At 62.6% G+C, this 22,520-nt stretch carries 22 protein-coding genes and 1 riboswitch; of the genes, 14 read left to right on the forward strand and 8 right to left on the reverse strand.

The window, feature by feature from the left end; genetic code table 11:
* The first annotated feature begins 216 nt into the window (after window positions 1-216).
* From F6X59_RS10725 to F6X59_RS10765, 9 genes are all read left to right on the forward strand, one after another.
* Window positions 217-1,737: an aldehyde dehydrogenase family protein gene (locus tag F6X59_RS10725; protein WP_152956243.1), complete on the forward strand. Its 1,521-nt coding sequence runs from the start codon at window positions 217-219 to the stop codon at window positions 1,735-1,737.
* Window positions 1,738-1,854: 117 nt separating this feature from the next.
* Window positions 1,855-3,303, forward strand: a complete 1,449-nt coding sequence (gene eat, locus F6X59_RS10730; protein WP_152956244.1) for an ethanolamine permease — start codon at window positions 1,855-1,857, stop codon at window positions 3,301-3,303.
* A 46-nt stretch (window positions 3,304-3,349) separates the two neighbouring features.
* Complete coding sequence (locus F6X59_RS10735; RefSeq protein WP_152956245.1) at window positions 3,350-4,744, forward strand: ethanolamine ammonia-lyase subunit EutB; 1,395 nt, start codon at window positions 3,350-3,352, stop codon at window positions 4,742-4,744.
* A gap of 8 nt (window positions 4,745-4,752) precedes the next feature.
* Window positions 4,753-5,571 carry an ethanolamine ammonia-lyase subunit EutC gene (eutC, locus tag F6X59_RS10740; protein WP_152956246.1) on the forward strand — a complete coding sequence of 273 codons (819 nt, stop codon included), beginning with the start codon at window positions 4,753-4,755 and terminating at the stop codon, window positions 5,569-5,571.
* Window positions 5,572-5,680: 109 nt separating this feature from the next.
* Complete coding sequence (locus F6X59_RS10745) at window positions 5,681-6,139, forward strand: GNAT family N-acetyltransferase (protein WP_152956247.1); 459 nt, start codon at window positions 5,681-5,683, stop codon at window positions 6,137-6,139.
* Window positions 6,140-6,361: 222 nt separating this feature from the next.
* Window positions 6,362-7,009 (forward strand): DedA family protein, encoded by a 648-nt coding sequence (locus F6X59_RS10750; RefSeq protein ID WP_152956248.1) that lies wholly within the window; start codon window positions 6,362-6,364, stop codon window positions 7,007-7,009.
* An 8-nt stretch (window positions 7,010-7,017) separates the two neighbouring features.
* A complete protein-coding gene (locus F6X59_RS10755; protein ID WP_152956249.1) occupies window positions 7,018-7,833 on the forward strand; it encodes a zinc-dependent peptidase in 816 nt (271 codons plus the stop codon).
* A 93-nt stretch (window positions 7,834-7,926) separates the two neighbouring features.
* Window positions 7,927-8,454: an inorganic diphosphatase gene (gene ppa / locus F6X59_RS10760; RefSeq protein WP_152956250.1), complete on the forward strand. Its 528-nt coding sequence runs from the start codon at window positions 7,927-7,929 to the stop codon at window positions 8,452-8,454.
* Window positions 8,455-8,631: 177 nt separating this feature from the next.
* Window positions 8,632-9,321, forward strand: coding sequence for an XRE family transcriptional regulator (locus F6X59_RS10765; protein WP_152956251.1), 690 nt, complete (start codon window positions 8,632-8,634; stop codon window positions 9,319-9,321).
* Between the two features lie 291 nt (window positions 9,322-9,612).
* Here the strand turns inward: F6X59_RS10765 and F6X59_RS10770 are convergent, their stop codons facing one another.
* The 4 genes from F6X59_RS10770 to F6X59_RS10780 all read right to left on the reverse strand — a co-directional run bounded on the left by F6X59_RS10770 (window position 9,613) and on the right by F6X59_RS10780 (window position 13,105).
* A complete protein-coding gene (locus tag F6X59_RS10770) occupies window positions 9,613-11,205 on the reverse strand; it encodes an RHS repeat-associated core domain-containing protein (protein ID WP_306109982.1) in 1,593 nt (530 codons plus the stop codon).
* A gap of 103 nt (window positions 11,206-11,308) precedes the next feature.
* Window positions 11,309-12,460, reverse strand: coding sequence for a hypothetical protein (locus F6X59_RS28635; RefSeq protein WP_256669210.1), 1,152 nt, complete (start codon window positions 12,458-12,460; stop codon window positions 11,309-11,311).
* An 83-nt stretch (window positions 12,461-12,543) separates the two neighbouring features.
* Window positions 12,544-12,807: a DUF3077 domain-containing protein gene (locus F6X59_RS10775; protein ID WP_152956253.1), complete on the reverse strand. Its 264-nt coding sequence runs from the start codon at window positions 12,805-12,807 to the stop codon at window positions 12,544-12,546.
* Between the two features lie 55 nt (window positions 12,808-12,862).
* Window positions 12,863-13,105 (reverse strand): hypothetical protein, encoded by a 243-nt coding sequence (locus F6X59_RS10780; RefSeq protein ID WP_152956254.1) that lies wholly within the window; start codon window positions 13,103-13,105, stop codon window positions 12,863-12,865.
* Window positions 13,106-13,606: 501 nt separating this feature from the next.
* A riboswitch (FMN riboswitch) is annotated at window positions 13,607-13,748 on the forward strand.
* Between the two features lie 80 nt (window positions 13,749-13,828).
* Here F6X59_RS10780 and ribB point away from each other — a divergent pair.
* The 5 genes from ribB to F6X59_RS10805 all read left to right on the forward strand — a co-directional run bounded on the left by ribB (window position 13,829) and on the right by F6X59_RS10805 (window position 19,820).
* Window positions 13,829-14,479, forward strand: coding sequence for a 3,4-dihydroxy-2-butanone-4-phosphate synthase (gene ribB, locus F6X59_RS10785; protein WP_152956255.1), 651 nt, complete (start codon window positions 13,829-13,831; stop codon window positions 14,477-14,479).
* 192 nt (window positions 14,480-14,671) lie between these two features.
* Window positions 14,672-14,914: an exodeoxyribonuclease VII small subunit gene (locus F6X59_RS10790; protein ID WP_085677103.1), complete on the forward strand. Its 243-nt coding sequence runs from the start codon at window positions 14,672-14,674 to the stop codon at window positions 14,912-14,914.
* Window positions 14,911-15,798, forward strand: a complete 888-nt coding sequence (gene ispA, locus F6X59_RS10795) for a (2E,6E)-farnesyl diphosphate synthase (protein ID WP_152956256.1) — start codon at window positions 14,911-14,913, stop codon at window positions 15,796-15,798. The genes F6X59_RS10790 and ispA overlap by 4 nt, the downstream gene beginning before the upstream one ends.
* A gap of 133 nt (window positions 15,799-15,931) precedes the next feature.
* On the forward strand, window positions 15,932-17,827 hold the full coding sequence (gene dxs / locus F6X59_RS10800; protein WP_152956257.1) for a 1-deoxy-D-xylulose-5-phosphate synthase: 1,896 nt from the start codon (window positions 15,932-15,934) through the stop codon (window positions 17,825-17,827).
* 121 nt (window positions 17,828-17,948) lie between these two features.
* Window positions 17,949-19,820, forward strand: a complete 1,872-nt coding sequence (locus F6X59_RS10805) for a TonB-dependent receptor domain-containing protein (RefSeq protein ID WP_152956258.1) — start codon at window positions 17,949-17,951, stop codon at window positions 19,818-19,820.
* On the opposite strand, the gene F6X59_RS10810 is transcribed toward F6X59_RS10805, so the two are convergent.
* From F6X59_RS10810 to F6X59_RS10825, 4 genes are all read right to left on the reverse strand, one after another.
* Window positions 19,798-20,610: a cobalamin-binding protein gene (locus F6X59_RS10810; RefSeq protein WP_152956259.1), complete on the reverse strand. Its 813-nt coding sequence runs from the start codon at window positions 20,608-20,610 to the stop codon at window positions 19,798-19,800. The two genes, F6X59_RS10805 and F6X59_RS10810, sit on opposite strands and share 23 nt — an antisense overlap.
* Window positions 20,610-21,029 (reverse strand): MFS transporter, encoded by a 420-nt coding sequence (locus F6X59_RS10815; protein ID WP_346652521.1) that lies wholly within the window; start codon window positions 21,027-21,029, stop codon window positions 20,610-20,612. The genes F6X59_RS10810 and F6X59_RS10815 overlap by 1 nt, the downstream gene beginning before the upstream one ends.
* Window positions 21,026-21,643 (reverse strand): GTP cyclohydrolase II, encoded by a 618-nt coding sequence (gene ribA, locus F6X59_RS10820; RefSeq protein WP_085677098.1) that lies wholly within the window; start codon window positions 21,641-21,643, stop codon window positions 21,026-21,028. Before ribA ends, F6X59_RS10815 begins: the two co-directional genes overlap by 4 nt.
* A gap of 121 nt (window positions 21,644-21,764) precedes the next feature.
* On the reverse strand, window positions 21,765-22,508 hold the full coding sequence (locus tag F6X59_RS10825) for an ABC transporter substrate-binding protein (RefSeq protein ID WP_152956260.1): 744 nt from the start codon (window positions 22,506-22,508) through the stop codon (window positions 21,765-21,767).
* Window positions 22,509-22,520 lie beyond the last annotated feature (12 nt).

A 22,520-nucleotide genomic window follows, 5' to 3' on the forward strand; every position in this document is an offset into this window, starting at 1 on the left:
CCTCCACCCGCGCAGGCTTTGCAACGTGCCCGCCGGCCGCGTGTCGCAAACGGCACAAAGTGTCACCCCGGCCGTGCCAGGCCTGGCACAGGGCATCTTCCCGCCGCGCCGAAACATGACCCAAGTCATTGATTTCACTGGGGCGCACCACGCTGGCCCAACCTTTGCTCTACGCTTTTCAACTCCTCAACAAACATAACAGCCAGGAGACACACCATGCGTTACGCACATCCCGGTACCGAGGGCGCGAAGGTTTCCTTCAAGAGCCGCTACGGCAACTTCATCGGCGGTGAGTTCGTGGCCCCCGTCAAAGGCCAGTACTTCGACAACACTTCCCCGGTGAACGGCCAGCTGATCGCCGAGTTCCCTCGCTCCACTGCCGAAGACATCGATAAAGCCCTGGATGCCGCCCATGCCGCTGCCGATGCCTGGGGCCGCACCTCGGTCCAGGACCGCTCCAACGTCCTGCTGAAGATTGCCGACCGTATCGAACAGAACCTGGAACTCCTGGCCATTACCGAAACCTGGGACAACGGCAAGCCGATCCGCGAAACCCTCAACGCCGACATCCCGCTGGCCGTCGACCACTTCCGCTACTTCGCCGGCTGCATCCGCGCCCAGGAAGGCGGCGCTGCCGAAATCAACGAAAACACCGTGGCCTATCACATCCACGAGCCACTGGGTGTGGTCGGGCAGATCATCCCGTGGAACTTCCCGATCCTGATGGCCGCCTGGAAGCTCGCTCCGGCGCTGGCTGCCGGCAACTGCGTGGTACTCAAGCCGGCCGAGCAGACTCCGCTCGGCATCACCGTGCTGGTCGAGCTGATTGGCGACCTGCTGCCCAAGGGCGTGCTCAACGTGGTGCAAGGCTATGGCCGCGAGGCCGGTGAAGCACTGGCCACCAGCAAGCGCATCGCCAAGATCGCCTTCACCGGCTCCACCCCGGTCGGTTCGCACATCATGAAATGCGCCGCCGAGAACATCATCCCATCCACTGTCGAGCTGGGCGGCAAGTCGCCGAACGTGTACTTCGAAGACATCATGCAGGCCGAGCCGAGCTTCATCGACAAGGCCGCCGAAGGCATGGTGCTGGCGTTCTTCAACCAGGGCGAGGTGTGCACCTGCCCATCGCGTGCCCTGGTGCAGGAGTCGATCTACCCGCAGTTCATGGAAGTGGTGATGAAGAAGGTGCTGCAGATCAAGCGCGGCGACCCACTCGACACCGACACCATGGTCGGCGCCCAGGCCTCGCAGCAGCAGTTCGAGAAAATTCTCTCGTACCTCGAAATCGCCCAGCAGGAAGGCGCCGAGCTGCTGACCGGCGGCAAGGTGGAAAAACTCGAAGGCGCGCTGGCCACCGGTTATTACATCCAGCCGACCCTGCTCAAGGGCAACAACCAAATGCGCGTGTTCCAGGAAGAAATCTTCGGCCCGGTGGTCAGCGTCACCACCTTCAAGGACGAAGCCGAAGCCCTGGCCATTGCCAACGACACCGAGTTCGGCCTCGGTGCCGGCGTGTGGACCCGCGACATCAACCGCGCCTACCGCATGGGCCGCGGCATCAAGGCGGGCCGCGTGTGGACCAACTGCTACCACCTGTACCCGGCGCATGCCGCGTTCGGTGGCTACAAGAAGTCCGGCGTTGGCCGTGAAACCCACAAGATGATGCTCGACCACTACCAGCAGACCAAGAACCTGCTGGTGAGCTACGACATCAACCCGCTGGGCTTCTTCTAAAACAGCGCACTGGGGCCGCCGACTGGCGGCCCCAACCGCTCTGGCTCGCTTCCTGCAGTACCCATCACCATCGGCCCGGAGCCCTTCCGGCCATCAAGAAAAAGAACAGGTGAAACTATGCCAAGCGATCATTCCGCCGGTGTGCCGGCAGGGTCTTCCGTTGACTTCGAAAAAGTCGGCTCGGACTATTTCCAGCAACGTGAACTGAAAAAAGGCGCCGCCGGCTGGGTACTGCTGGTGGGCCTGGGCGTTGCCTATGTGATTTCCGGCGACTATGCCGGCTGGAACTTCGGCCTGGCCCAGGGCGGCTGGGGCGGCATGTTCCTCGCCACCTTGCTGATGGCCACCATGTACCTGTGCATGTGCTTCTCGTTGGCCGAACTTTCCTCGATGATCCCCACCGCTGGCGGCGGCTACGGCTTTGCCCGCAGCGCCTTCGGCCCGTGGGGCGGCTTTTTGACTGGCACGGCAATCCTCATCGAATACGCCATCGCCCCCGCCGCCATTGCCACGTTCATCGGCGCCTATTGCCAGTCACTGTTCGGCATTGGTGGCTGGATGATCTACCTGGCGTTCTACGTGGTCTTCATCGGCATTCACATCTTCGGCGTGGGTGAAGCGCTGAAACTGATGTTCATCATCACCGCCATCGCGGCCATCGCCCTGGCCGTGTTCCTGGTGGCCATGGTGCCCCATTTTGATGCAGCCAACCTGTTCGACATCGCCAAAACGGACGCCGTTGGCGCCAGCAGCTTCCTGCCGTTCGGCTACGTTGGCGTGTGGGCCGCGATCCCCTATGCCATCTGGTTCTTCCTCGCCGTCGAAGGTGTGCCACTGGCCGCCGAAGAAACCAAAAACCCCAAGCGTGACCTGCCACGCGGCCTGATCGGTGCGATGCTGGTGCTGCTGGCCTTCGCCCTGCTGATCCTGGTGGTTGGCCCAGGCGGTGCGGGCTCCGAAGCCCTGAAAGCCTCCGGCAACCCGCTGGTCGAGGCGCTGGCCAAGGCCTACGGCGGCTCCACCTGGATGGGCAGCTTCGTCAACCTGGTGGGCCTGGCCGGCCTGATCGCCAGCTTCTTCTCGATCATCTATGCCTATTCGCGGCAGATCTTCGCCCTTTCCCGCGCCGGTTACCTGCCGCGCAAGCTGTCGGAAACCAACAAGAGCAAGGCCCCGGTCATGGCGCTGGTAATCCCCGGGATCATCGGTTTTGCCCTGTCGCTGACCGGCCAGGGCGACCTGCTGATCCTGGTGGCGGTATTCGGTGCCACACTGTCGTATGTGCTGATGATGGCCGCGCACATCACCCTGCGTATCCGTCGGCCGAAAATGGAACGCCCTTACCGCACCCCAGGCGGCATTTTCACCTCGGGCCTGGCCCTGGTACTGGCCTGTATCGCCGTGGTCGCGGGCTTCCTGGTCGACCCACGGGTGGTGATTGGCGCTGCGGTGATCTATGCGGTATTCATTGCCTACTTCGCGTTCTACAGCCGCCACCACCTGGTTGCGGGCACACCGGAAGAGGAATTCGCCGCGATCCAGAAGGCCGAAGAGGCCCTGCACTGATCAAAGCCACCTGCCGCGGGCCAGCCCGCGGCTCTGGAGATTCTGTATGGCAAGTTTCGTACACACGGTAGGCCACCTGGTCTACCGCTTCGACAGCCTCAAGGACGTGATGGCCAAGGCCAGCCCGGCCCGTTCCGGGGACTTCCTGGCCGGAGTCGCCGCCAGCAACGACGGTGAACGGGTGGCCGCGCAGATGGCCCTGGCCAACATCCCGCTGACGCATTTTCTGAATGAAGCACTGATCCCCTACGAACAGGACGAAATCACCCGGCTGATCGTCGACACCCACGACGCCCAGGCCTTCGCCGCCGTCAGCCACCTGACCGTAGGCGGCCTGCGCGACTGGCTGCTCAGCGAAGAGGCCAACGAACAGAGCCTGCGCGCCCTCGCCCCGGGGCTGACCCCGGAAATGGCCGCCGCCGTTTCGAAGATCATGCGCGTGCAGGACCTGGTGCTGGTGGCGCAGAAGATCCGCGTGGTCACCCAGTTCCGCGGCACCATGGGCCTGCGCGGGCGCCTGTCGACCCGCCTGCAGCCCAACCACCCGACGGATGAGCCGGCCGGCATCGCCGCCAGCATCCTCGACGGCCTGCTCTACGGCAACGGCGACGCCATGATCGGCATCAACCCGGCCACCGACAGCATCGCCTCGATCTGCGCCCTGCTGGAAATGCTCGACGCCATCATCCAGCGCTACGACATCCCCACCCAGGCCTGCGTGCTGACCCACGTCACCACCTCGATCGAGGCGATCAACCGCGGCGTGCCGCTGGACCTGGTGTTCCAGTCGATCGCCGGCACCGAGGCGGCCAACGCCGGCTTCGGCATCAACCTCAACGTGTTGCAGGAAGGCTACGAGGCCGGCCTGTCGCTCAAGCGCGGCACGCTCGGGCAGAACCTGATGTACTTCGAGACCGGCCAGGGCAGCGCGCTGTCGGCCAACGCCCACCACGGTGTCGACCAGCAGACCTGCGAGACCCGCGCCTACGCCGTGGCCCGCCACTTCAAGCCGTTTCTGGTCAACACCGTGGTCGGCTTCATCGGCCCCGAGTACCTGTACAACGGCAAGCAGATCATCCGCGCCGGCCTCGAAGACCACTTCTGCGGCAAGCTGCTCGGCGTGCCGATGGGTTGCGACATCTGCTACACCAACCATGCCGAAGCCGACCAGGACGACATGGACACCCTGCTGACCCTGCTGGGCGTGGCCGGGATCAACTTCATCATGGGCATCCCAGGCTCCGACGACATCATGCTCAACTACCAGACCACGTCATTCCACGACGCGCTGTATGCGCGCCAGACCCTGGGCCTGAAGCCCGGGCCGGAATTCGAAGCCTGGCTGCAACGCACCGGCATCTTCACCCAGGCCGATGGCCGCGTGCGCTTTGGCGACAACCTGCCGCCGGCATTCCGCCAGGCCTTGGCACAGCTGGCTTAGAGGTGACCATGGCAGACCGATCCCCCACCCCTGAAAATCCTTGGCTGGCCCTGCGCAACCTGACCCCGGCACGCATCGCCCTGGGCCGTTGCGGCACCAGCCTGCCTACCGCTGCGCAACTGGACTTCCAGTTCGCCCACGCCCAGGCCCGCGACGCCGTGCACCTGGCCTTCGACCACGCCGCCCTGAGCGAGCAGCTCAAGGACCGCGGCCGCGACAGCCTGGTGCTGCACAGCGCTGCCAGCGACCGCCACCAGTACCTGCAACGCCCCGACCTGGGCCGGCGGCTGAACGACGATTCGGCCGAGCGCTTGCGCCAGCATGCCCAGGCCAACCCTGACGGCGTCGACCTGGCCATCGTGGTCGCCGACGGCCTCTCGGCCCTGGCCGTGCACCGCCACACCCTGCCATTCCTGGCCCGCTTCGAGGAGCAAGCCGCAGCCGATGGCTGGACCAGCGCCCCGGTGGTGCTGGTGGAGCAAGGCCGGGTTGCAGTGGCGGACGAAGTTGGCCAACTGCTCGGTGCGCGCATGACCGTGATGCTGATTGGCGAACGCCCGGGGCTGAGCTCGCCAGACAGCCTGGGCCTGTATTTCACCTACGCGCCCAAGGTCGGCCTGACCGATGCCTACCGCAACTGCATCTCCAACATTCGCCTGGAAGGCCTGAGTTACGGCATGGCTGCCCACCGCCTGCTATACCTGATGCGCGAAGCCTGCCGGCGGCAACTTTCCGGTGTGAATCTGAAGGACGAAGCCGAGGTCCATAGCATCGACAGTGAAAATGCCCCCAACCAGCGCGGCAACTTCCTGCTTGGTGAAGGTTAAAGAACATGTAATGGAAGGCGGATTGCACTGATGGCCAGCATTGGGGCAGCATGCCCAAGAAAGCTGCAGGCATTCCGCTGTTTCCCCAAATGGACTCTGAGGGCCGCACATGCGCATCATCAAGGCAACCCTGGACCACCTCGATCTGCTCACCCCGCTGTTCGTCAGATACCGCGAGTTCTATGGGCAGCTCCCTTACCCCGACAGCTCGCGTGCCTTTCTGGAAAAGCGCCTCAAACGCGACGAATCGGTCATCTACCTGGCCTTGGCGGACGATGATGACGGTAAATTGCTCGGCTTTTGCCAGCTGTATCCGAGCTTTTCATCGCTTTCGCTGAAACGTGTATGGATCCTCAACGACATCTACGTCGCCGAAGACTCGCGGCGCATGCTGGTGGCCGACCATCTGATGCGCGAGGCCAAGAAAATGGCCAAGGACACCCAGGCCGTGCGCATGCGGGTATCGACCAGCGCCAACAACGAAGCGGCGCGCAAGACCTATGAATCGATCGGCTTTCGCAAGGACACCGAGTTCGAGAACTACATATTGCCGATCAATCAGGACTGACCCTACTGGCCTGTTCGCGGCGGTTCGCCGCGCACAGGCCAGCACAAGCTCACACAGTAACCCCCCGCTACAAACTCTACGGGCAGGTTTCCTGCTTCGCCGTATAATGCTTCGACCTGCCATGTGTGAAAATTTACCCATCCACAGGTAGTCATGCCGACGCCCAGGGCATTGTCCGTCATCGCGTGCCCGTAAAGCGGGTCAAGAACACAGGTGCTGTACATGGAATTCAACCCGCTGGACTTAATCCTGCATCTCGATACCTACCTCGATCTGCTGGTGACCAACTACGGCCCCTGGATCTACGCGATCCTGTTTGCTGTGATCTTCTGCGAAACCGGCCTGGTGGTGATGCCGTTCCTGCCGGGCGACTCGTTGCTGTTCATCGCCGGCGCCGTGGCCGCAGGTGGCGGCATGGACCCTGTCCTGCTGGCAGGCCTGCTGATGGCCGCCGCCATCCTGGGCGACAGCACCAACTACATCATCGGCCGCACCACAGGCGAAAAACTGTTCAGCAACCCCAATTCGAAGATCTTCCGCCGCGACTACCTGCAGCGCACCCATGAGTTCTATGAACGCCATGGCGGCAAGACCGTGACCATGGCGCGCTTCCTGCCCATCCTGCGCACCTTCGCGCCGTTCGTGGCCGGCATCGCGCATATGCACTACCCGCGTTTCCTCGGCTTCAGCGTGGCAGGTTCGCTGCTGTGGGTCGGCGGCCTGGTGACCCTGGGCTACTTCTTCGGCAATGTACCGTTCATCAAGCAGCACCTGTCGCTGATGGTGGTCGGCATCATCGTGCTGTCGCTGGTACCGATGATCCTTGGCCTGCTGCGCAGCCGCCTGGGCCGCACCGCCAAGGCCCACTGACAGCAGACATGTGGTCCTTCAGCGCCTGGCGGCGCAAGCGCACCCTCGCGCGCTACCCGATCGACCCACGGCAATGGCAGGTGATCCGTGATCGCCTGCCAATGCTCGATGGCATCAGCGAGGTGGAAGACCAGTGGCTGCGCGAAGCCTGCATCCTGTTCCTGCTCGACAAGCACCTGACGACCCTCCCCGGGGTCGAACTGGACGACCAGCAGCGCCTGTTTCTCGCCGCCCAGGCGCAGCTGCCGCTGCTGCACCTTGGCGAGCTGAACTGGTACCAGGGCTTCCACGAAATCATCCTCTACCCCGACGACTTCAAGAGCCCGCAGCGCCACCGCGATGCCAGTGGCGTGGAGCACGTGTGGGATGCCGAGCACAGCGGCGAAGCCTGGCAGCAGGGGCCGATCATCCTGGCCTGGGCCGGGGTGCTCGCCAGTGGCGGCTGGGAGGCCTACAACCTGGTGATCCACGAGCTGGCGCACAAACTGGACATGCTCAATGGCGATGCCAATGGCCTGCCGCCGTTGCACCCGGGCATGCGCGTGGAAGACTGGGCCGCAGCCATGCAGCAGGCCTATGACGACCTCAACCGCCAGCTTGACGCCGACCCCGACGCCGAAACCGCCATCGACCCCTACGCAGCGGAAAACCCGGCGGAATTCTTCGCCGTCACCAGTGAATATTTCTTCAGCGCTCCCGACCTGCTGCAGCAGGCTTATCCACAGGTGTACCAGCAGCTGTCGCTGTTCTACCGGCAGAACCCTCTGCAGCGCCTGCTGAAGCTGCAGGCCGCGCACCCGGATTACCGCGAAAGCCACGCCTGATGCGGCCGCACATCCGTCCACACGTGGCATGGCCTGGCGGAATGTGCCTATAATCGCCGCCACTTTTTTGATCAAACACGGGGGCACTGCCCAATGAGCTACAGCAAGATTCCGGCTGGCAAAGACCTGCCGAACGACATCTACGTCGCCATCGAGATCCCGGCCAACCACGCGCCGATCAAGTACGAAATCGACAAGGAGAGCGACACCCTGTTCGTCGACCGCTTCATGGCCACCCCGATGTTCTACCCGGCCAACTACGGTTTCATCCCCAACACCCTGGCCGACGACGGTGATCCGCTGGACGTGCTGGTCGTGACTCCGTACCCGGTTGCTCCAGGCTCGGTCATCCGCGCCCGTCCAGTCGGCGTGCTGAACATGACCGACGACGGCGGCGGCGACGCCAAGGTCATCGCCGTTCCTCACGACAAGCTGAGCCAGCTGTACGTCGACGTGAAGGAATACACCGACCTGCCAGCCCTGCTGATCCAGCAGATCGAGCACTTCTTCGCGAACTACAAGGATCTCGAGAAGGGCAAGTGGGTCAAGATCGAAGGCTGGGAAGGCGCCGACGCCGCCCGCGCCGCGATCACCAAATCGGTCGCAGCCTACAAAGGCTGATACTGTTTTGTAGAAAAAACCCCGCCTCGGCGGGGTTTTTTTATGGGTGACGCAGGAGGTCGGTAAAAAGTCCTACGCAGTCCTACGCCTTTGCCCTACATCCCGGCATGTTTCACGCTGTTCATATCTACATCACGTTCATTTCGCTACTGGCAACCGGCCGCTACACTCGGACGCATGAAAAGATCCGGTGACCGCCTCAAGGCACTCCTTCGGGAATGTGGCCTGACCCCTTCAGACTTCGCTGCCCAGCGCCGCGTCTCGTCGCAGCACATCAACAACTGGTTCACCCGAGGCATCCCGATTGCCCGCCTCGATGAAATGGCCGAGTTGTTCTGTGTGCAGCGCCGCTGGCTGCAGACCGGCGAAGGCCCCAAGCACCCGCATTCGTTCCTGCGCATGTACGCGCCCCAGGCGACGCCGTTACAAACGCCATCGGAACAACCTGCTCCTCTGGTGCAAGTGCCTTTCAACGAGCTGCGTAATGGCCAGCTCATAGCGCTCGACGGTCATCACCTGGCAATGCCGGCACCTGCGCTGGAGGCATTGGCCGTGCCTGTGGACACAGCCATCTGCATGACCATGCCGGCCGACAACATGGCGCCGTGGATCCCACGTGATGCGATCCTGGCGATCGACCTCAGCTACACCCAGGTGGTCGATGGCGAGATCTATGCCCTGCTGCACAACGGCCGGCTCAGGGTGAACAGCCTGAGCCTCGGCCACCGGGGCACCTTGTGCCTGCATAGCCACAACCGGCGCGAGGTTGTCGAACGCTACACCACCTTGCAGTGCGCGGTGCAGAAGCTGGAGGTACTCGGCTGGGTGTTCCATTGGTCGCATTACCGCCAGCGACGCCCCGATTGACACACGCTGTGCCATTTTTTGCTGGGCATACCGCACCAGCCCTTGTATGCTACGCCGCACATTCAGCCCCGGCCGGCGCAAGCCGTGTGCCAGAGGGCTCGGCGACGTTCCACACGAGCGTTTGCCATCTCTTTCAGGCCCTTGATGGCCACACAGTTAAGGCGGTTGCGACTTACCATAAATTAGTCGGAAGCGTCCCCGAGAAGCCGGCCACAAGCCGGCTTTTTAATGCCCAAAGATAATCCTACCTCATTCAAGTGGCTTCTTGAGATCTCATTTAGCAAGGGGTTCTCATAGGTGCGGATTGACGATCCTGGTCAACCGTCTTTTTGTACCTTCTTGCGTAAAAGCCAATCGATAGGCGCCCCTGCCTTTTTGCCCTCTATACCCAGGAAGGTCTACCACGAACTCATTCGTTCCACTCAACTTATAACCGACCTTCCGGCTTCGCAGGCTTTCTATGGCTCGGCCCAATATCTTCGAATCCATGCTCGACATGCTTTGCTCAGCAAAGTGCTGTGGATTTACCACGGCGAATATCAACTCTGTTCCAGCGCTATCAACGTTACCAGAAGTTTGATTACCAACCGATGCAACAGCCCTCTTTACCGCATTCCTTCTCACAGTAGTCTTGCTGGACTGTTGTTCAAAAACAGTCGCCGACTCGGGTGCCCTAGCCACCTGATCAGTGCGCGATTTTGGTCTCACGAGCACCTTATGATTGACACCCAAATCTTTCAATCTTCGGCCAACTTCATGGCCGCTTTCAACAATTTCTACAACCCTTTTATAATCTTCAGGAAAAAAAGCATAAGCATGCACCATTCCCTCGCTAGAATAAAAACCGCTCTGAAGACCTCGACCTGCCGCCTTAAACTTTTCAAAATACTCTGTCTTCAAAAAATCCCGATATGCTTCAGCTGCCCTACCTGGAAGCCCGGATTCACGAGCTTGTTGTTCAGCCACTTTGTTCAAATGCTGAATAGTGGTGTTATCCTCAGAAGCCATATTTGCCCTTTCCTCAATCGCCATCCTAGCCAAAACACGTCGATGAAGCAGGGGAATAACCACAACTGCAACGATTGCCAATACCGCTGCGGTAATATATAGACCCAGTTGTTGTTCAACCGATAGCCTTCCATCTTGATCGTGAAACACGACCGGATTGTTCCGCGTCATCCGATACACATTCAACCCATCCACATCCCCCGCCGGGTCCGGATTGATCCAGCGCTGCAACCACGGTGCGTAATACCTGTAACCGTAGTAATACAACCCTGTTGCATCGCGCTCCTTACCCGAATAGCGCACCGTCTTGTATTTCGCTTCGACAGCGCTGCGCGCTGCCCACCAGGCGGTACCGCCGTAGGCGTAATAACTTTCCTGGCTGATCAGTTCAGCGTTTTGCGCCAGCTCCAGCAGGCTGCTGCCCACGTGATCGCTCACGCTGTAGCGCAGTTGGTCGTTATCGATCCCACCAGGCTTGTCGGCCGCCCAATGCAAGAGCCGCACACCACTGCGCCCGGCTTGGGCGGTGACTACCTGCAGGTGTTCACCTGACGCCAGCGTGCGGATCTCCAGCCCCGGCAAATAGCGCACTTCACCGACTTGCGCGCCCCTCAGGGTTTGCATTCGACGGACCTTGCGCACCCGTTGGCCACCGCCGTCGTACACATAGGCTTCCACATCGTCGTCCCGGCCATCGGGATCTTCGCGAACAACCTGGGTCACCAGGCTCAATTGATTTCGCGCATCCCATTGCATGGCCTGCCCGGGCGCCAGGGCCTGCTGGTTGCCATTAGCATCGAAGCCTTTGCCAAAATCGATCGGTGAACCCTCGCTCTCCTTGAACAAACTGCGGTTGCTCGCGGGGTCGACAGCCATGACGCGGTGGCTCACCACAGCGCCATTCACCTTGTGCAACAGATCGGTCAGATTACCGCCCCGGTCGTAGCTGAAGTCCTGGGTGTAGTTGCGCCAGCGGCTGTCATCCACCTTGCCGAAGATCTCGACCCCAGGCAGCGCAGGGCCGATGGCCTGGCTGGCATTTTCGCGTCCGCTGGCGCTGGTCAGTTGGTAAAGGGTGTCGTAGGTATAGTTGCTGACAGCCGCCACCCGTCCCGCTCCCCACTTCACTGGCTGAGCCAAGTCTTCGATACGATCGATATTGCCCACCGGGTCGTACGTGTACTGCAAGTTCAGCAACCGCTTGCCATCGGCCTTGCTGGCCTGGGACGAGCCGGCCATTCAATGCCGAATAGCGGCTCGTGGTGGTGACATGGTTGCCCGCCAGCTCCATCGTCACCTGCCCCAAGGCGTTGTACTCGACTTTTTCGAGTAGCCCCTGATCATTCAGGAACGATCGACTGGAGCGACCCGCAATGTCCATCTCGAAACGCTGCACGTTACCCACAGCATCCAGGGTTTCGATCATTGCGCCCAAGGCATCGTGCTTCCAACTGCTGTTGTAAAGCACACCAATATTCTGCTCTTTGTTTTTTTCCAGTAGTTTATCGCGAGCATCCACCGACTCAGGCCAATCGGGCGGCGTCAGTGCCTGCAGAAATTGACGGGTTTCCAGACTTGGCTGACCCTGCAGGTTGAACCGCTCATGCCACTGACTCCCGGCGGAGTCATCGTGACGAATCATCTGGCCACAACGGTTACGCTTTGACTCCTCGGCATCGCCGCCTGCATAAGTGAAGCGATCAGTACAGCGCCGATCCATCTCGCCAGCCACTTGCTCAAACTGCGCCAGCGGACGCATAGACCGGTCGTACTCAATTTGTTGATGAGTACCGCGACCATCCCAGTGTTCAAGTACTTGACCAGCCATGTTACTGAAAACAATACGCAAGCCAGCGTCGACACTTTCGCTCTTTAGTACCCGCCCCGACAGCCCGTAATGTATGACTTGATTCGGTGCCTGTTGTGGATCGTTCTTTCGGGCCTCGAAAAAACGCGGATCACATTGCTGATTCAGATGACCGCGGGCATCGAATACTTGTTGGTCAATGCGTATGTCGAGGGCGGCGCTGTTTCCAGAGCCGCCACGATGACAGACAATATTGCGCACAACTAAGCCACGCGAATCAGCCGCATTCAGCGCGGGGGTATGCCGGTGCAGAGAGGCTGGCATAAGGCTATTAACCGAATATGATGAGAGGGTCTGGCAAGTCTAGACCATTTAATCAAACCCTCTTCTTCGCCGGCAGCGCAGCCTTAATGTGTCATGCCCAGTTCGGCATCATCCATCAGTGCCTTGGCCATTGCGCTCAGATAATGAGAAGCCCAGATCATCATCGGTTTCTCGTCCATCAGGCCTAGGATGGTCAATTCACGCACATAGCCCATCAGTTCCGAGGCCTGCTCGCGGGCATCGCGGCAAGGGATGCCGGGTTCGATGCGGAACAATGGGTGGGACTGGTTTTCACCTTGGAAGAAGGTGGTCATACCGACGGTGCATTGGGTGTTGTCTGTAGTCATTGTTCAATCTCCCTGAAAATTCTCGAATGCCTGGGCGGGCCTCATCACTCAAGCCTCAATGCAAAGTCCGAGGCCCAGTAGGCATCTGCACCTGGATCAACGCGGATTCGAGCAACACCCGCAGCGCCTCCAGCTCATGCATCGAGGTCATCATCAGGATCGACGCCGGTGACTTGGGCTGCAGCAGCAACGCCTGATGCACCACGGTCGACGCACACAGCGCGTAGTCGGTGGCCTGGATCAGAGTGTCTTCGAGGGAATGAATATCGTGGGGTGGATCGGGGACAATCTTTAGCATGGTGGCGTTCTCATATGGGTTGCATAGAGCCGCCACTCATGACTTGCAGTGTGATGGGTGGCGGCCACGTACGGGTCTGCAAGACCGGGAGAACGAAAACCGGCAGGTTCGAAAACCTCCCGTACGCAGCCACCATAAAGCGAGTTCAATGGCATGCCACTGAACGTCGGTGATCAACATATGTTCTCAGCGGGCTTGCAGGCCCGGTCGCTGTTTTGACAACGACTGGGCCACACTAAGCCGCCAGAAACACCACCGCAATGGCCCAAGGGCGCTAGGAAGCTAATTCAGAAATGGACTACAAACAACGGGAAAAATCTGAAGTTTTGGATCAGAGGGGATCGCCTTTGGATTTTCAGCGCTTATGAGATCGAGCCTGCTCGCGATGCGCCGCGCGGGCGGCGCTCGATCTCGCAGGCGCCACAACTCCCAAGACATGTGCACCGCCAAAGGTCGTAGAACAGCGGCTTGCCAGCAAGGTGGCACAGTGCTGTATGCTTGGCCGGTCTTCAGGGCGGGGTGAAAGTCCCCACCGGCGGTAAATCGAAAGATGAGCCCGCGAGCGCCCCGGCCATGCCGGGGGTCAGCAGATCTGGTGCGACTCCAGAGCCGACGGTCATAGTCCGGATGAAAGAAGGCGTCAGGCAGGGGCCATTCGGGCGCCCCTGCGCGCGCATTTTGTTCGCCCCGAGACGTTCATCGATCAATCACGAGGAGCGTTTCATGTCCCCTTTGCTGCAAAAACAATTCCCCAATGTGTCCGCCGCCATCGCCGCCTTCCAGGCCGGGCGCCCTGTGCTGCTGCTCGACGATGACGACCGCGAGGACGAAGCCGACATCGTCGCCGCCGCCGAAAACCTGTCGTTGCAGACCATGGCCATGATGATCCGCGACTGCAGCGGCATCGTCTGCCTGTGCCTGGACGAAGCCACCGTCGATGCCCTGCAACTGGCGCCGATGGTGCAGAACAACCAGGCCCGCCACGGCACCGGCTTCACCGTCACCATCGAGGCGGCCGAAGGCGTGAGCACCGGTGTTTCCGCGCAGGACCGCATCACCACCATCGAGGCGGCGCTGCGTTCGACCGCCGAGCAACGCCATATCGTCAGCCCGGGCCATGTGTTCCCGCTGCGTGCGCGTGATGGTGGCGTGCTGGCTCGTCGCGGGCATACCGAAGGTTCCGTAGACCTGGCACGCCTGGCCGGTCTGCGCCCGGCCGCGGTGCTGTGCGAGCTGATGAACCCCGATGGCAGCATGGCACGGGGCGAGCAGGTGGCGGTGTATGCACGGCAGTACAACTTGCCTGTGCTGACTATCGAAGAGTTGGCGCGGTGCCGTGAGGCGATGCTGGAGCTGGAAGCCGAGCCTGCCTGACAGACCGTACGGGGCCGCTTTGCGGCCCATTCGCGGGTAAACCCGCACACAGGGACTGCGCCAACTCTGAACCCGGTGCAGACCTTGTGTGGGTTTACCCGCGAATGGGCCAGTGAATCCAGCGGAAGTTTGCTCCCCTAGCCCCGCTCTGCTAACGTCGCGCGGTTCTGACCCGCCTACGAGACTGTCGCCATGGCCCGCAAAAAAGCCACCATCGATTTCGAACAATCCCTCGCCGACCTGCAAGCCCTGGTCGAGCGCCTGGAGAACGGCGAACTGTCGCTGGAAGACTCGCTGGCCGCGTTCGAGCAAGGCATCGCCCTGACCCGCGATTGCCAGGGCGCCCTGGCCCAGGCTGAACAGAAAGTGCAGATCCTGCTGGAACGTGACGGCGAACTCGCCGCGCAGCCGTTCGATGCGGAGCCAGAGGCATGATCACTGCTTACCAGGCCAGCTGTCAGGCCCGTGTCGACGCCGCCCTCGAACCCCTGTTCGTCGCCCCGACCAAAGAGCTGGAACGCCTGTATGCCGCCATGCGCTACAGCGTGATGAACGGCGGCAAGCGCGTGCGCCCGCTGCTCGCCTATGCGGCCTGCGAAGCCCTTGGCGCGCCGGCCGAGCAAGCCAACGGTGCCGCCTGTGCAGTAGAGCTGATCCACGCCTATTCGCTGGTGCATGACGACCTGCCAGCCATGGACGACGACGACTTGCGCCGTGGCCAGCCAACTACCCACAAAGCTTTCGACGAAGCCTGCGCGATTCTCGCTGGCGATGGCTTGCAGAGCCTGGCGTTCAGCGCCCTGCTCGACCCACGCCTGAGCCCGCAGGCCGACAGCATCCGCCTGGCCATGGTCCAGGTTCTAGCCAAGGCTGCAGGCCCAGCAGGCATGGTCGGCGGCCAGGCCATCGACCTCGGTTCGGTTGGCCTGAAGCTGGACCAGCAGGCCCTGGAATTCATGCACCGGCACAAGACCGGCGCGCTGATCGAAGCCAGCGTGCGCCTCGGCGCCCTGGCCAGTGCCCGCGCCGAGCAGGCGCAGCTGGATGCCCTGCAGACTTATGCACAGGCCATCGGCCTGGCCTTCCAGGTGCAGGACGATATCCTCGACGTGGAAAGCGACACCGCCACCCTGGGCAAGCGCCAGGGCGCCGACATCGCCCGTGACAAACCGACCTACCCGGCGCTGCTGGGGCTGGAAGCCGCAAAGGCCTACGCAATCGAACTGCGCGACCAGGCGCTGATCGCCCTGCAAGGCTTTGGTGAAGCCGCCGAGCCGCTGCGGGCGTTGGCGCGCTACATCGTCGAACGCCGTCATTAAGGCCTGATACCAATCCCCGGTGGGAGCGGGTTTACCCGCCCCTACAGGGTCCGCGTAACCCGTGGTCGAATGGGCACTTTTCCCACAATGGGGTAAACTGCCGCGTCTTCACACACCTATAACGACTCGCCTGATGCCCACGACGTTTCAAGAGATCCCCCGCGAACGCCCGGTCACGCCGTTGCTCGACCGCGCTGACACGCCTGCCGGCCTGCGCCGGCTGGCTGAAGCCGACCTGGAGACCCTGGCCGACGAGTTGCGCCAGGAGTTGCTCTACACCGTTGGTCAGACCGGTGGGCATTTCGGCGCCGGTCTGGGCGTCATCGAGCTGACGATTGCCCTGCACTACGTCTTCGACACCCCGGATGACCGGCTGGTGTGGGACGTCGGCCACCAGGCCTACCCGCACAAGATTCTCACCGGGCGCCGCAACCGCATGCTCAGCCTGCGCCAGAAGGACGGCATCGCCGCCTTCCCGCGCCGCAGCGAGAGCGAGTACGACACCTTCGGCGTCGGCCACTCCAGCACCTCGATCAGCGCCGCGCTGGGCATGGCCATTGCCGCCCGCCTGCAGAACAGCGCACGCAAGTCGATCGCCGTGATCGGCGACGGCGCCCTCACTGCCGGCATGGCTTTCGAAGCGTTGAACCACGCCCAGGAAGTCAACGCTGACATGCTGGTGATCCTCAACGACAACGACATGTCGATTTCGCGCAATGTCGGCGGCCTGTCCAACTACCTGGCCAAGATCCTTTCCAGCCGCACCTACGCGAGCATGCGCGAGGGCAGCAAGAAGGTGCTGTCACGCCTGCCCGGTGCCTGGGAAATCGCCCGTCGCACCGAGGAATACGCCAAGGGCATGCTGGTGCCGGGCACGCTGTTCGAAGAGCTGGGCTGGAACTACATCGGCCCGATCGACGGCCATGACCTGCCCACCATGATCGCCACCCTGCGCAACATGCGTGACCTCAAAGGCCCGCAGTTCCTGCACGTGGTGACCAAGAAGGGCAAGGGCTTCGCCCCGGCCGAGGTCGACCCGATCGGCTACCACGCCATTACCAAGCTCGAACCCGCCGACAAGCCGGCTGCGCCGAAGAAGGTCAGCGGGCCGAAGTACTCTGCGGTGTTCGGCCAGTGGCTGTGCGACATGGCCGCCGCCGACAACCGCCTGGTGGGCATCACCCCGGCGATGAAGGAAGGCTCCGACCTGGTCGATTTCAGCGAGCGCTACCCCGAGCGTTACTTCGACGTCGCGATCGCCGAGCAGCACGCGGTGACCCTGGCCGCGGGCATGGCCTGCGAAGGCAGCAAGCCGGTGGTAGCGATCTACTCCACCTTCCTGCAGCGCGGCTACGACCAGCTGATCCACGACGTGGCGGTGCAGAACCTCGATGTGCTGTTCGCCATCGACCGCGCCGGCCTGGTCGGCGAAGACGGCCCGACCCACGCTGGCGCCTATGACCTGTCGTACCTGCGCTGCATCCCCGGCATGCTGGTGATGACCCCGAGCGACGAGAACGAACTGCGCAAGATGCTCAGCACCGGCCACCTGTACAACGGCCCGGCCGCTGTGCGCTACCCGCGCGGCACCGGCCCGAACGCACCGATCAGTGGCGACCTCGAACCGCTGGAAATCGGCAAGGGTGTGGTGCGCCGCCAGGGCGAGAAAGTCGCCCTGCTGGTGTTCGGCGTGCAGTTGGCCGAGGCCCTGCAGGTTGCCGAGCAGATCAACGCCACCGTGGTCGACATGCGCTTCGTCAAGCCGCTGGACGAGGCCCTGGTGCTGGAACTGGCTGCCAGCCATGAGCTGCTGGTGACCATCGAAGAGAACAGCATCATGGGTGGAGCCGGGGCTGCCGTGGGCGAGTTCCTGGCCCGTGAGGGCGTGGTCAAGCCGTTGCTGCACCTGGGGCTGCCGGATATCTATGTCGAGCATGCCAAACCGGCGCAGATGCTCGCCGAGTGTGGGCTGGATGTTGCTGGCATCGAGGCCTCGGTGAAAGCCCGCATGGCCAGGCTCGGCCTGTAAATTCTGGGGCCGCTTTGCGGCCCATCGCCGGCAAGCCAGCTCCCACAGGAACCGCGCAGGCCTCCAGGCCAATGCGGATCCTGTGAGAGCTGGTTTGCCGGCGATTGCGTTGGAAGCCGCGATGAAAGCCTCAACCTTTGCCACCCTGCTCTGCCTCCCCATCCCCTTGCTGGCCGCTGAACGCGACGACGCTCTCAAGCTCCCCGACATCCTGATCAGCGCCAACCGCCAGGTTGAATCCCGCAGCGCCACCAGCGCCGCCAACACCGTTTTCACCCGCGCCGACATCGACCGCCTGCAACCCAGCAGCGTCACCGACCTGCTCACCCGCGTGCCCGGTGTGCAAGTCGCGCCCACCGGCGGCCGCGGCAGCCTGCCCGGCATCTTCATCCGTGGCACCAAGGCCGCCCAGAGCCTGGTGCTGGTCGATGGCGTGCGCATCGCCAATGCCACCTCCGGCGATAGCGGCTTGCAGTTTCTCGATGTCGACCAGATCGAACGCGTCGAAGTGCTGCGCGGTTCGCGCTCGGCGGTGTATGGCAGCGATGCCATTGGCGGGGTGATCCAGATCTTCACCCGCCGCAGCAGCGGCCCCGGCCTGCAACCACGCCTGCGCCTGGCGACGGGCAGCAACCAGACGTTCCAGCGCAGCCTGGGGCTGTCTGGTGGTGACGATGCCACCCGCTTCAATCTCGGCGCCAGCCTGGATGAAACAGCCGGTATCGACTCGACCGGGCCGTCGTTTGCCAGCGACAGCGACCACGACGCCTACCGCAACAAGTCGCTCAACCTGAGCCTGAGCCACACGTTTGGTGAGCGCTTCGAAGCCGGCCTGAATCTGCTCGACAGCCGCGGCCGCAGCGAGTACGACAACCCGTTCGGCCGCTTCGACCCGGTCACCTTCCAGAGCTTCGGGCAAAAGCCCTACACCGACTTCAGCGTCAGCAGCCTGGGCAGCTATTTCGATGCTCAGCTCAACGACCTCTGGCATTCGCGCCTGGAACTCGCCCACAGCGAGAACCGTGACGACAAGCGTGACAAGCTCAGCGACGAGCGCTTCGTGTTCAACACCTACCGCGACCAGGTCACCTGGCAGAACGACCTGGCCCTGGCCGAGCGGCACAACCTGCTGCTGGGCGGTGACTGGTACGAAGACCGCGTACACGGCAGCACCGATTTTACCGAGGACAGCCGCTGGAACCGTGCGGCCTTCATCCAGCACCGCTACAGCGGCGAAGACTTCTCCACCGAGCTTGGCGTACGGCACGACGAGAACCAGCAGTTCGGCGGCCAGACTACCTGGAGTGGCAGCCTTACCGTGCCGCTGAATGCCCGCAATGACGTGCTGCTGTCCTACAGCGAAGGCTTCCGCGCCCCAACGTTCAACGACCTGTACTACCCGCAGTTCAGCAACCCGGACCTCAAGCCCGAGCGCTCGAAGAGTTATGAAGTGCAGTGGCGCAGCCAGCTCAGCCGCGACAGCCGCCTGGAAACCTCGCTGTACCGCACCGACCTGCGCGATGCGATCATCTTCGGCCAGGACTCGATTCCGCAAAACGTCGCTTCGGCGCGTATCAACGGCCTGGAAATGGCACTGCACCAGCGATGGGGCGAATGGCGCAGCCAACTGGGCCTGGCGCTGATCGACCCTCGCGACCGCGACAGTGGCCATACCCTGGCCCGTCGCGCCCGACGCACCCTGAGCCTGGATCTGGACCGCCAGTTCGAACGGTTTAACGTGGGCGCCAGCTGGCAGGCCGTGAGCGCAAGCTACGACGACGAGGCCAACCGCAATCGACTCGGCGGATACGGCCTGCTGGGCCTGCGTGCGGGCTGGCAGGCTACCGAGGAACTGAAGCTGGAAGTGAAGCTGGATAATCTCCTGGACAAGGATTACAGCCGGGCACTGTACAGCTTCGACGGGGCCAGCTACGGCTACCGCGAAGAAGGCCGCACCGCGCTGTTCAGCGTCACCTGGACGCCGGCACTCTAGCCGCCAACAGCGCGCACAGGCGGGCGATGGCTTCGATCATCTGCCCGCTCGGCCGCTCCAGGCCCTTGTCCGGCACCACCAGCAAGCCCTCGCCTGCCACCGCGCTCAGCCGTGGCCAGGCCTTCCAGCTGGCCAACTGATCCTCGTCACCCGCCAGGATCACCTGCGGGTCACGCATCAGTACCGACTCGACATTCACCTGCGGGGCCGGCTGGCTCAGGTCGGCAAAGACATTGCGCGCCCCACACACCGCCAAGGCATCGCTGACCACCTGCTGGCCGCCCAAGGTGTACAGCGGCCGGTCCCACACCTGATAGAACACCCGCAACGGTTGCTCGCGCCGATACTGCTGGCGCAGCTGCTGCAAGCGTTCGCGCAGGGCCTGCACGTAGGGCCGGCCTTGCTCGCCCCGCCCGACACGCACGGCAATGGCCTCGATCTGGTCGAGCAATTGGTTCAGGTCATGGGGTTCGGCGCTGTAAGTGGCGATGCCCAGGCGCTTGAGCTGGTCGCGCTGGGCCGGTGCCACGCTGCCAGGCCAGAGCAGCAGCAGGTCGGGCTTGAGGCTGAGCAGGGTTTCCATGTCCAGCTGGCCCTGGCGCCCGACCGAGGGTAGCCGTTGCAGCGCTTGCGGTCGCTCGCCGCCATCGAGCACGCCTACCAGCAGGTCATCGGCGTGCAGTTCGAGCATGATCTCGCTCATCGACGGCGCGAGGCTGACCACGCGCAAGGGCTCGCCGGCCCTTGCGCTGAGGGCCAGCAGTGCCAGCAGGCAAAGCAGGACGCGCATCAGCCCAGCTGACGCGGAATACGGTAGAGGTAGAGCACCACCACAGTGGACAGCGCCAGGAGGATCTGCGCCACCGCCTCCAGCCCGACCAGCACCGACAGTGCGGCGACCCAGGCCGGGAAGCAGGCAAACAGCATGGCCATGCGTCGCACTCGCGCCAGGGTGATCCAGGCGGCTGGCTCTTCAGCCGTGCCCAGCACTTTCGAGGTGGCGATCAGTGCCCGCTTGTAGGCACCGAAGCGCGGCAAGCTGAGGAACATGGTCGCGGCGCCAGCAATGAACAGCGGCATCGCCAGCACCGGGATCAGCGCATCGCCACCGCCAAAGGCCCAGGCCATGACCGGCAGCGGCACCAGGCCGACCGCCAGGTACTGCCACCAGGCCAACGCCAGGCGCCGCTTGACCTCGCCGCGGGTCACGCCTGGGGCACCTCGCCCTGGTGTTCGTTACCCAGCATGTGGCCGAGCTTGCCGGCCTTGGTCGCCAGGTAGTAACGGTTGTGCGGGTTGTGCCCGGTGTGCAGCGGCACGCGCTCGGCGACCTTGATGTTCATGTCGGTCAGCGCTTTGACCTTGCGCGGGTTGTTGGTCATCAGGCGCAGCGATTTCACGCCCAGGTGCTCCAGCATCGGCAGGCACATGGCGTAGTCGCGCTGGTCGGCGGCAAAGCCCAGGCGCTCGTTGGCTTCGACGGTGTCGGCACCACCATCCTGCAGCTCATAAGCGCGGATCTTGTTCAAAAGGCCGATGCCGCGGCCTTCCTGACGCAGGTACAGCAGCACGCCACGGCCTTCGCGGGCGATTGCCTGCAGCGCGGCTTCCAGCTGCGAACCGCAGTCGCAGCGCTGGCTGAACAGGGCGTCGCCGGTCAGGCACTCGGAGTGCAGGCGCCCCAGCACCGGCTCGCCGTCGGCGATATCACCCAGGCTGAGCACCACGTGCTCACGGCCAGTGGCTTCGTCGAGGAAGCCATGCATGGTGAAAATCGCAAAGGGAGTCGGGAGTTTCGAGGCGGCAACAAAGACGACGGGCACGTTGTGCTCCTGGATAAGTAGGAAATTTCTCGTGAGCCGATTGTATCAGCAGGTCGCCGCGTGTGCGCTCGTTGAATACCGTGGCTTAAGATCGAAAAGTTCGATGCTTAGTTACACGAACCTACTGCGGCTTACTGTCCGCAGTGAAGGGATACGGCTGCTTCCAGTGCTCGAAGATCGGCTTCAACTCGCCGCTGTGCACCAGCTCGGCCATGCGCTTGTCGAACAGGTCGCGCAGGGCCTTGGCGTGTTCGTTCCTGGAAAACGCCAGGTACAACGGCAACTCGGCCACATGGGTGCTGCGAAAGCGCTCCGGCTGTGAGGCCTGCCCGCGCACATAGTCGACTTCGGTCTGCGCATCGATGTAGAAATCCACCCGCTCATGCTCGAGCATCGGCAGGATGCCTTCACGGCGCTGGATTTCGCGGAAGTTGCGCACGTTGGGCAGGTAATTGCCGTAGTCATAGCCGCGTACCCAGGCCAGGCGGTACTGGCCGACGGTGGCCAAGGTCGGCACCGGCTTGCTGGCCAGGCCCAGGGCATAGATGTGGTCCATGTCGAAATGCCAGCGCGGATACAGGTTGTCGTTGTTTTCTTCCTTGTACGACCCGACCCAGGCATCCGCCTCGCCACGCTTGACCAGGCCAACCGCACGGCTGTACGGCGCACTCTGGGTCACCACCTTGACCCCGGCAGGCTCGAACACCTTGCGCAGCACATCCCAGGCCACACCGCTGCCATCGGCGTTGGTGTAGTCGATCCACTCTTCGCTGACCAGGTGAATCTGCTTTGGTAACGCATCGGCCGCCATCGCCCAGGGGGCAAGGCTCAGCATCATTGCCAGCAGCACAGTCCTTATGGCCATCGCAACGCTCCC

Origin of the sequence: Pseudomonas sp. MN1F, assembly GCF_009391885.1 — a bacterium.
Classification (GTDB): domain Bacteria; phylum Pseudomonadota; class Gammaproteobacteria; order Pseudomonadales; family Pseudomonadaceae; genus Aquipseudomonas.

Coding starts and splice junctions, on each gene's coding strand:
- F6X59_RS10725 (WP_152956243.1), top strand. CDS start 217: ATGCGTTACGCACATCCCGGTACCGAGGGCGCGAAGGTTTCCTTCAAG.
- eat (WP_152956244.1), top strand. CDS start 1,855: ATGCCAAGCGATCATTCCGCCGGTGTGCCGGCAGGGTCTTCCGTTGAC.
- F6X59_RS10735 (WP_152956245.1), top strand. CDS start 3,350: ATGGCAAGTTTCGTACACACGGTAGGCCACCTGGTCTACCGCTTCGAC.
- eutC (WP_152956246.1), top strand. CDS start 4,753: ATGGCAGACCGATCCCCCACCCCTGAAAATCCTTGGCTGGCCCTGCGC.
- F6X59_RS10745 (WP_152956247.1), top strand. CDS start 5,681: ATGCGCATCATCAAGGCAACCCTGGACCACCTCGATCTGCTCACCCCG.
- F6X59_RS10750 (WP_152956248.1), top strand. CDS start 6,362: ATGGAATTCAACCCGCTGGACTTAATCCTGCATCTCGATACCTACCTC.
- F6X59_RS10755 (WP_152956249.1), top strand. CDS start 7,018: ATGTGGTCCTTCAGCGCCTGGCGGCGCAAGCGCACCCTCGCGCGCTAC.
- ppa (WP_152956250.1), top strand. CDS start 7,927: ATGAGCTACAGCAAGATTCCGGCTGGCAAAGACCTGCCGAACGACATC.
- F6X59_RS10765 (WP_152956251.1), top strand. CDS start 8,632: ATGAAAAGATCCGGTGACCGCCTCAAGGCACTCCTTCGGGAATGTGGC.
- F6X59_RS10770 (WP_306109982.1), bottom strand. CDS start 11,205: ATGGCTGTCGACCCCGCGAGCAACCGCAGTTTGTTCAAGGAGAGCGAG.
- F6X59_RS28635 (WP_256669210.1), bottom strand. CDS start 12,460: ATGCCAGCCTCTCTGCACCGGCATACCCCCGCGCTGAATGCGGCTGAT.
- F6X59_RS10775 (WP_152956253.1), bottom strand. CDS start 12,807: ATGACTACAGACAACACCCAATGCACCGTCGGTATGACCACCTTCTTC.
- F6X59_RS10780 (WP_152956254.1), bottom strand. CDS start 13,105: ATGCTAAAGATTGTCCCCGATCCACCCCACGATATTCATTCCCTCGAA.
- ribB (WP_152956255.1), top strand. CDS start 13,829: ATGTCCCCTTTGCTGCAAAAACAATTCCCCAATGTGTCCGCCGCCATC.
- F6X59_RS10790 (WP_085677103.1), top strand. CDS start 14,672: ATGGCCCGCAAAAAAGCCACCATCGATTTCGAACAATCCCTCGCCGAC.
- ispA (WP_152956256.1), top strand. CDS start 14,911: ATGATCACTGCTTACCAGGCCAGCTGTCAGGCCCGTGTCGACGCCGCC.
- dxs (WP_152956257.1), top strand. CDS start 15,932: ATGCCCACGACGTTTCAAGAGATCCCCCGCGAACGCCCGGTCACGCCG.
- F6X59_RS10805 (WP_152956258.1), top strand. CDS start 17,949: ATGAAAGCCTCAACCTTTGCCACCCTGCTCTGCCTCCCCATCCCCTTG.
- F6X59_RS10810 (WP_152956259.1), bottom strand. CDS start 20,610: ATGCGCGTCCTGCTTTGCCTGCTGGCACTGCTGGCCCTCAGCGCAAGG.
- F6X59_RS10825 (WP_152956260.1), bottom strand. CDS start 22,508: ATGGCCATAAGGACTGTGCTGCTGGCAATGATGCTGAGCCTTGCCCCC.